5 protein-coding genes are annotated in these 8,414 nt (G+C 49.0%); 2 read left to right on the plus strand and 3 right to left on the minus strand.

The window, feature by feature from the left end; genetic code table 11:
* Nucleotides 1-1,810 precede the first annotated feature (1,810 nt).
* Nucleotides 1,811-2,749: a LysR family transcriptional regulator gene (locus tag QZN42_RS09385; protein WP_296957000.1), complete on the plus strand. Its 939-nt coding sequence runs from the start codon at nt 1,811-1,813 to the stop codon at nt 2,747-2,749.
* A 183-nt stretch (nt 2,750-2,932) separates the two neighbouring features.
* Here the strand turns inward: QZN42_RS09385 and QZN42_RS09390 are convergent, their stop codons facing one another.
* From QZN42_RS09390 to QZN42_RS09400, 3 genes are all read right to left on the minus strand, one after another.
* Nucleotides 2,933-3,202: a Txe/YoeB family addiction module toxin gene (locus QZN42_RS09390; protein WP_296957001.1), complete on the minus strand. Its 270-nt coding sequence runs from the start codon at nt 3,200-3,202 to the stop codon at nt 2,933-2,935.
* A gap of 2 nt (nt 3,203-3,204) precedes the next feature.
* Nucleotides 3,205-3,471, minus strand: a complete 267-nt coding sequence (locus QZN42_RS09395; protein WP_296957002.1) for a hypothetical protein — start codon at nt 3,469-3,471, stop codon at nt 3,205-3,207.
* Between the two features lie 374 nt (nt 3,472-3,845).
* On the minus strand, nt 3,846-4,775 hold the full coding sequence (locus tag QZN42_RS09400; RefSeq protein ID WP_296957004.1) for a LysR family transcriptional regulator: 930 nt from the start codon (nt 4,773-4,775) through the stop codon (nt 3,846-3,848).
* Between the two features lie 1,217 nt (nt 4,776-5,992).
* Here QZN42_RS09400 and QZN42_RS09405 point away from each other — a divergent pair.
* On the plus strand, nt 5,993-7,402 hold the full coding sequence (locus QZN42_RS09405; RefSeq protein WP_296957007.1) for an SLC13 family permease: 1,410 nt from the start codon (nt 5,993-5,995) through the stop codon (nt 7,400-7,402).
* Nucleotides 7,403-8,414 lie beyond the last annotated feature (1,012 nt).

Consider the following 8,414-nt stretch of genomic DNA (forward strand, 5'->3'; position numbering starts at 1 on the left):
CTGATGGAAATTGCGGCGGAAACGTACATGTCGAATTGACACAGGATATTAAGCGCGGCCCTCCCGCGTCCGGGAGGGTGCCCAAAGGGCAGGAGGGGCATACGATCAGACGAGTCGTTTATGAGGAAAATGGTTAGTACGTAACGCAGGAAATGATGGAATTGCAGTCACTTGTCCGTTTAATGGGGTGAGTCAGTTACGGTTTTCGTGAGTTAGCCTCACCGCGGCACGCCCCGATGGAGTCTTTAGCGAGATTTCGGGGTGCGGGATGCGGGGTGCGGGGAGGATTGGCCGCTGATGCGGCCAATATTTTTTTATGGGGGCTGTGCACAGGCGGGGTCGAAATGCCCATTTTGCGCAGATGGTTTCATCGTCGAAACTGACTGATGGAAATTTCGGTGGAAACGTACATGTCGAATTGACACAGAATATTAAGCGCGTCCCTCCCGCGTCCGGGAGGGTGCCCAAAGGGCAGGAGGGGCGTACGATCTTACAAGTCGTTCATGTTGTAAATGGTAAATACGTAACGCAGGGAATGGGAGATCAGGAGACGGGTATTGGAAAATGAAGTCACATAAGTTCAATTTTGATTAACTTAGGTGTTTTCTTAAGTGATTTCTTGTACCCAATAAAAAACGGACGCCGGGGAGCGTCCGCTGCCATGGCGGGGATCCGGCAGCTGATGGAGAAAGTGCCGGGCCATGACCTGAAACCGCAAGGGGAATGCGGTAGTCAGCGTGGTTGAAAGGAAAATTGACAGAAAGGAAGGAAACTACGATAAGAAATAACTTTTGTTTCGGGGCTGTCGGGGGTATCGGGGGTATCGGGGGTATCGGGAATCTCGGGGCGGTGGCGCGCGACAAATCATGAAGCGCGCTTTTATAGATTATGGGCCCCATCAGGCAGAAAGTGAAAAGGGACCTTCAGGGATAAATCACTTTTGTTTCGAGGCTGTCGGGAGTTTCGGATGTATCGGGGCTGTCGGGGGTCTCGGGAGTATCGGGGCTGTCGGGGTGGTGGCGGGCGACAGAAGAAGGCGCGCCATTTTATATGGAGATTTTACCTCGTAGAGAAAATCGGCGAATACCTCAAAGCTGTCCGTCGAAATGCCACAAAAGTTCAAGTCGAAGAGGTGGGCTCTACGAATACGTAAAAGATGCCCGCAGATAGGCCTCAAAAGTCCAAGTCGAACTGATAGGCCCCACGAATACGTAAAAGCCGTTCGCAGATAAGCCACAGAAGCTCAAGTCGAAGAGGCAGGCATGCAATATTAGCCCTCCGGTTCGCAGCTTGTGGGGGAGGCAGGCCGCTATCCCTGTCTCAAAAGAAAGGTGAAGCACGAGCCGTGAACCGAAAGGCTCAGGAATTCTTCCTGCCTATAGTATACTTCATGAGAACATCATTGAAAAACTGTTCTTTTTTGTTTATACTACAGGTGAATAGCTGTATAATTTCACCTGCCTATATAAGTTAAGGAAAACTTTTATGTCGGACAACTTTTGAATCGGGGGTATCGGGGCTGTCGGGATTCATTTCGGGAATCCCGGGGCGGTGCCGCCGCACAATTCATAAAGCGGCGGATTATTAATACACCAGCTCATGATAGGAGTCTTGACGAAAAATCAGAAAATTTGTCGAATTCATATAACGACCGGATGGAAGCCAAAGGCCGTGCGCAAAGCGCACTATATAAATTGGTTCGCATAGCGAACCATATCCTTCCCGATAACCCCGATCGCCCCGACAACCCCGATATTCCCGATTCAAAGGCCTTTACACATAAATTTTCCATTACGATAAGGAGCAACCCATGAATTTCCTCTCCATCAGATATTTCCTCGTGACTGCCGAGGAGCGGAGCATTACGAGAGCGGCGGAGAAGCTGCATATTACCCAGCAGACCCTTTCGGCCCATATAGCGGCCATGGAGAGGGAAGCGGGGGCAAAGCTTTTCGTGCGGTCCGTCCCCCTGAAGCTCACAGGAAGCGGGGAAGTTTTCTACCGGTATGCATCCATGTTCGTCCGGGCGGAGCGGGATTTCCGGCGGGATCTTTCCGATGCGTCCGGTCATCATACGGGGACCCTCCGGATCGGTATTTCCCCCTGCCGGGGGCGGGTGAATATGCCCGGCATGATTTCCGCTTTTCAGGAACGGTGCCCTCTGGTGAATATCCATCTCTTTGAAATGTCCAATAGAAATATATGGAATGCCCTCCGCCATGATGAAATCGATGTGGCCATGGGCTATCTTCCCGGGGAAATACCGGGCATCGCCCATGTGCCCTGGATGGAGGAGGATATCCTGCTCCTCATAGAAAAAAGCCTGGCCGGAGAGGTCTTCGGCGAAACGCTCCCGGATTATTTCTATGGAAATACAGCCAACTGCTCGGGGATTCCACAGGAATTTTCAAAATGCCCCTTCCTCCTGAACAGTGAAGAAGACGTCATCGGGGCACTGGCAAGGAAAATGTTCCGCGATGCGGGGCTGCTTCCCCGTATTTCCGTGGAATCGGAAAATATGGAAGTCCTCCTCCGCCTCTGCCTGATGGGAAAAGGTGCCCTCTTCATTCCCCGGAATATGGCGGAAAAACTGCTGAAGCCCGAAGAAAAGAAAGGACTCCTCTTCATGTCCTTCGATGAAGAAAATTACATGATGAGCTTCGGTTACCGGAAAAGCGAAAAACCCTGGGCCGTCATCAGCGAATGGATCGAAACGTGCAGGAGTGTGAGCGGAGAGAGTAAAGCCTGAATCAAGAGGTAAATCATCGAAAGACAGTGAGTTATCAGTTCTCAGTGTCGGTGCGGCGCAAATTCATGAGCGCCGCTTTTTATTTGTATTTCAGAAAAACAGCCAATGATTTCAATAAATTTTCAAATTTAAAAAGCCCGATTCCTGCCTGGAGTCGGGCTTTACTTTCATGATAACTGATTTTTAATGATCTGAGTAATGATTACCGCAGGCAATGATAGTGACCTCATCATCAGAAACGCTGAAAATCAGCCTGTTTTTCTTATCAATACGTACACTCGCATACCCGGAAAGATTTCCTTTCAGCATCTCCGGTTTTCCTTCTGTACAATCATACCCATTTCTCATGATATCTTTGATAAGGCTGTTAACTTTCTTTAGTTTTGCTTTGTTAATCTGCTCTAATTCTATATATTCACTCCAGGCTTCAGACTGCCATTCCAGATTTCTCATAGTCAGTCCTCAATCAGCGCATGCCTTATAACATGGCCTTTCCTCACATCTTCAGCACGTCTCAAGAGTTCGGCTGCCTCATATGGGGTGAATCCATTTTCATCAAGCATGGAAAAAGCAACTCCCTGCTGTCTCACGGCCTGCCTCATCAATGCAATGACGCAGGCGGAAACAGAAAGGCCCAGGTCATCGCAGAGTTTGGAAAAACTTTCTCTTGTTGGACGATCCACACTGATCGTCAGATTACTTCTTTCCTGTAAGGCACTCATAGTAACACCTCCTGAAGATTCTTTTAACCTAATCATATCATAAATTTAGTGAAATTCAAGTGAATATAATGTGTAAATTGTGTGTTAAACGCTTCGAGAATTTACACAGAACATTTGTGGACTTGCTGCATGTGAAAAATAAGCGATTCTCTGGGTTCAGTCATTTCAGGTGACTGAATTCAGGGAACCCGTTTATTTATCGGAATTTCAAAAATTCCTTTTTTCATGAAGTTCGTGGTGCGATTTCCACAGGTCTTGTCATCCCCGTGTGATCATTCAAACTATATAAAAAAGTGCGCCCAAAGGGCGCCACCTTCACGAAGAACGAACAACGAATCACGAAGAACGATCAGCACAAATGAGAAAATACAAATTTACCCCTTTGTGACTTCCCTCACCGTCTCCATCCATGCGGAGAGGATATTCCACTGTCTTTTCTGCTTGTGGTAGCCGAAGGACATGGTATAGGTCCCCTCTTCAAAGTGCATGGTGAGGAGCTGCTTTTTCTCCTCATCGGTGAGGATATGCTCTGCCAGATTCAGCGGGCAGAGGTAGGCTCCCCGGCCGAAGACGGTGAGACGGAGAAGGGTGGCCAGATTTTCGGAGGCCACGGCAATCCGGGGCTCCATGCCTCCATCCCGGAAGAGCTTCCTTGCCAGGGATCCCGCAATGTCTTCTTCACTGTTGATGAGGAAAGGACAGTCCGAGAAAGCTTCAGGCAGGGCCTTTTCTTTGCGGCCGGGGTGGAAATAGGTTTCTATATTCTCTGCTCCCAGCACTTTTTCTGCCAGTTTCCGGTTCACGAGAAGTACGATTTCCTCCTTCATCCAGGGTTCATGGATAATGCCCGGGATTTCATCCTGCAGCCTTGCCATGGCGATATCCAGCTTGTCCCGCTTCAGGGCACTCCAGATGTGTTTATTTGCCATTTCATGAAGCTCGATGGAAATCTTCGGATATTTCTCCTGAAAAGCCATAATCACTTCCGGAAGCAGCACCCGCCCCCTGGTGAAAGCGATGCCTATGCGCAGAGTCCCTGTATTTTCGCCGGATGCATCGGAAAGCTCCCGGCGGAGGGACAGCTCATTCCTGGCAAACATCCTCGCATACCGGAGGAAGACTTCCCCTCCCACCGTCAGACGAAGAGGCGTGGAACGGATGAAAAGCTTCGTCCCCGCCTCCTGCTCCAGATTTGCAATATGGGCGGACAAAGTCTGCTGGGTGATGTGCAGCTTCTCTGCCGCCTTCGTAAAATTCTTCTCCTCCGAAAGAGCGAGGAAATATTTCATGGAGAGAAAATTCATGATTTGCTCCTTATCGTAATGGAAACTTTATGTATAAAAGCTTTTGTTTCGGGATTGTCGGGAATCCCGGGTATATCGGGATTGTCGGGAATGTGCCGCCGCACAATTCATGAAGCGGCGGATTATTTAATTTGGATTATCCGTAAAATGTCCGGATGGAAGCCAAAGGCCGTGCGCGAAGCGCACTAGATAAATTGGTTTGCGGAGCAAACCATATCCTTCCCGATGACCCCGATTCAAAGTTCAGGGCTGGCTACTTATCGTAATGGAAACTATATGTGTAAAGGCCTTTGTTTCAGGATTATCGGGAATCTCGGGATTCTTTCCGGGAATCTCGGGGCGGTGCGGCGCAAATTCATGAGCGCCGCAAATTTATATAGTGAACCAACAGGTCTTTCTCAATACTTTGAGCGCCAAAGGCCGTGCGCGAAGCGCACTATATAAATTGGTTCGCAAGGCGAACCATATCCTTCCCGATAACCCCGATAACCCCGATAACCCCGATAATCCCGATATCCCCGAAACAAAAGTGATTGAAAAATGAATTGTATATAGCTTTACAACTATTACACTGTAGTATAAACAAATATTAACAGCTTTTCAATGTGGTGATATAGCTATAAAGGATATGAAATAAAGAAATGGGAAAAAGCCTTGTCCGAGCTGCATCCGGATTGAGATGCCCGGGAAGTACCGTGCGTTTATAATTCCCCGGCACTATCTATACACGATTTATATGAGGATATCGGTAAGCTTGCTATCGGGCGCCACCTTTCCCGGGGTGGAAAGGTGGCTGCGGAGCAGCCGGAAAGGGCGTTTAACTGTACAAGGCATAAATGGGACTGATTGATGAAATATTCTCGTGCCGGATGACTCTTTCGGAAAGCGGGAAGGCGCCCGAGGGTAGGGGAGCTCCCGCGTCGGGTGAGGGGGAACTGCACAAATGAGGAAATTTTACCTGGCATAGATGAGGGCCGAAGGCAAAATATAAACTTGCGCCCGAAGGGCGCCACCTTCCCGACAGCCCCGGTATTCCCGATTGCCCCGATAACCCCGATGCAAAAGTGATTTTACCTGTTTCTCAAGAAGGTCAAATTACAATAAAAATACTGTAACCTCTACAAATTCTAACAGTTTCAAACCGTAATAGGAGAGGGCTATAATAGAACATAGGACTTAGCGCCCCATTTCAAAAATCCTTCAAAGGAAGCGAGTGTATGAATAAACAATTATTTCAAACGATTCTGGGTCCTCTGACCTTTGTCGTATCCGCTTGGCTTTTGAACGGTACATTCGAGGCGAAAGCTGCCCTGGCCCTGGGCACAGCCATCTGGATGGCCGTCTGGTGGATTTTCCGCCCCATATCAATTTATGTGACTGCCTTCGTACCGATCGTGGTGAATTCCCTTTTCAACCTCATTCCGTCGTCTCACGTAATCAGCCAGTATTTCTCTGAAATCGCAGTCCTCCTTTTAGGCTCTGACCTCATCTGCCTCACCTGGACCACCACGGGCTTGGACAAACGGATTTCCGTCCGCGCCCTCTGCTCCATCGGGACATCCATGAAAAACCAGATTTTCGTCTGGTTCCTGGCATCCACAGTTCTCTCCATCTTCCTGCCGAATGTAGTGGTAGCCGCTATTTTCTGCCCCATCGCTGTGGCCATGCTCCACTTCGTGGGAGAAGGAGATATTTCCCAAAGTAAGACAGCTGTCCCGATTCTTCTGGCCATCGGCTGGGGAAGCGGTATCGGGGGATTCGGTTCCCCTATCGGCTCCTCTGCGAACCTGGTGGCCGTATCCTACATCGAAAAACTGACAGGCCATGAATTCATGTACATGGACTGGGTCATCCGTTTCCTCCCCATTCTGGGACTGATTTTCCTGATGAACCTCATTTACCTCTTCTTCCTGCCCTGTCCGACGAAAACACTCCCGGGCACAAAAGAATATTTCCGGGAAATGTACAAAGGCTTTGGCTCTATGAAAAAAGGCGAAAAAATCGGCTTTACCCTCTTCGTCCTGGCTACCATCCTTGCCTTCATCCGTCCTCTCTTCGCAGGACTCCTCCCGGCTATGAAACCGGCCTACGTATTCCTCTTCCTTGGTATGCTCATGTTCTTCCTGAAAGATGAACACAATGACCCCATGCTCACCTGGAAATACGCGGAATCCCACGTCATGTGGGGCATGATCTTCCTCTTCGCCTCCGGCCTGGCCCTGGGGAAACTGGTCATTGAAACAGGAGCTATCGAAGAACTGTCAAAAATCATAGCAGCCATGAACCTTCCGGCAGGCCTTGCCGTCATGGCCATGGGCTGCATCTTTGCCTGCTTCATGTCCGAAATTTCCAGCAATACCGCCTCTGCCTCCATTTCCATCCCGGTGGTGACAGGCATCGCCCAGTCTCTGGGCCTCAATCCGATTCCCTACGTCCTTGGAACCATTGCAGCCGTCAACTGCGCCTACATCCTTCCTATTTCCACAAGAGCCATCCCGATTGGCTATGGCCTTTCCGCCTCCGCCCAGATCAAGTATGGCGTAGGACTCTCCATCCTGACCGTCATCCTCGTCACCCTGGTCTCCACAGCCTGCATGGAATTCCTGCCATTCTTTGGTGATCTTTAAGAAATATCTGTAAAAGAACCGATCATGCGGATTATCGGTTCTTTTATTTTGGGGAAATAAATGCAGTGCTTTGAATGGCAGGAAGCGGCGGTCTGACGGATGAAGAATCAATCCGGAAATGGGCCCGGGCAATTTCCCCATTTTTACCGATAAAAAACAAGGTGCGGTTTTGAGCGGAAATTCGATAAAATCTACCTTTTTTTAAGTCAAAAAATTCTAATGAAAATATAATGAAACAAAAACGCACTTTTTGCACTATATAGTCAGAGAACGAAAAAAGAGGAGCTCCGGGAACGACTCCAGACAGACCGTCAGCGCGCTAACATATCAGACGATCCGGGACAAATTCCCTATATCTTTTTCCTTTCCAAATCCCGGGATAAATTCCAATTTCCAATGATTTTAAAAAAGTAAATAAGCCTTCCAAAGAGAGAAACTCACTGACAATCAAGCACAGCTTCTATCCCTCCATTCAAGACCGAAAGCACCGTTTGACGGTTCCCTGCTCTCGTTGACCATGAAGGTCGATCCTCTTGCCCTGCCAAAGATTTCGAACCTGGCGAAGGCTTTTTTGCGTGCCCTTTTTTCTCGCATATAAGTTTCCAGTTCCCAGTTGCCAGAGGCCGCATCCGTGGCCCTATGCCATCTTCGCTCAGGCAGCCTTCTTTTACATTTTGCCATCGTGAGTATCGTGAATATCGTGGTTATCTGGGTGGTGCAGCGCTGATGCGGCACAAGTTTATATGGAGATTCTGCACAGGCGATTTTATTGGCGGCATTTGTCAGATAAGATGACCTGAGCCAGTTTCGGTATTCGGGAGTCAGCCCTGTAAGGGACATGCCGCTCTGTAGTCACATTCGAGATTTCGGGGTGCGGGATGCGGGGTGCGGGAAGGTGCAGCGCTGATGCGGCACTAAAATGGTCCTAGGAAATTGGACACGGGAAACTGGTATCCCCGAACATAGGACAGGGTAAACTGGAAAATCCCTTTGCCATGGACACTCTACTCCT

This window comes from uncultured Dialister sp. (assembly GCA_900314595.1).
GTDB lineage: Bacteria > Bacillota > Negativicutes > Veillonellales > Dialisteraceae > Dialister.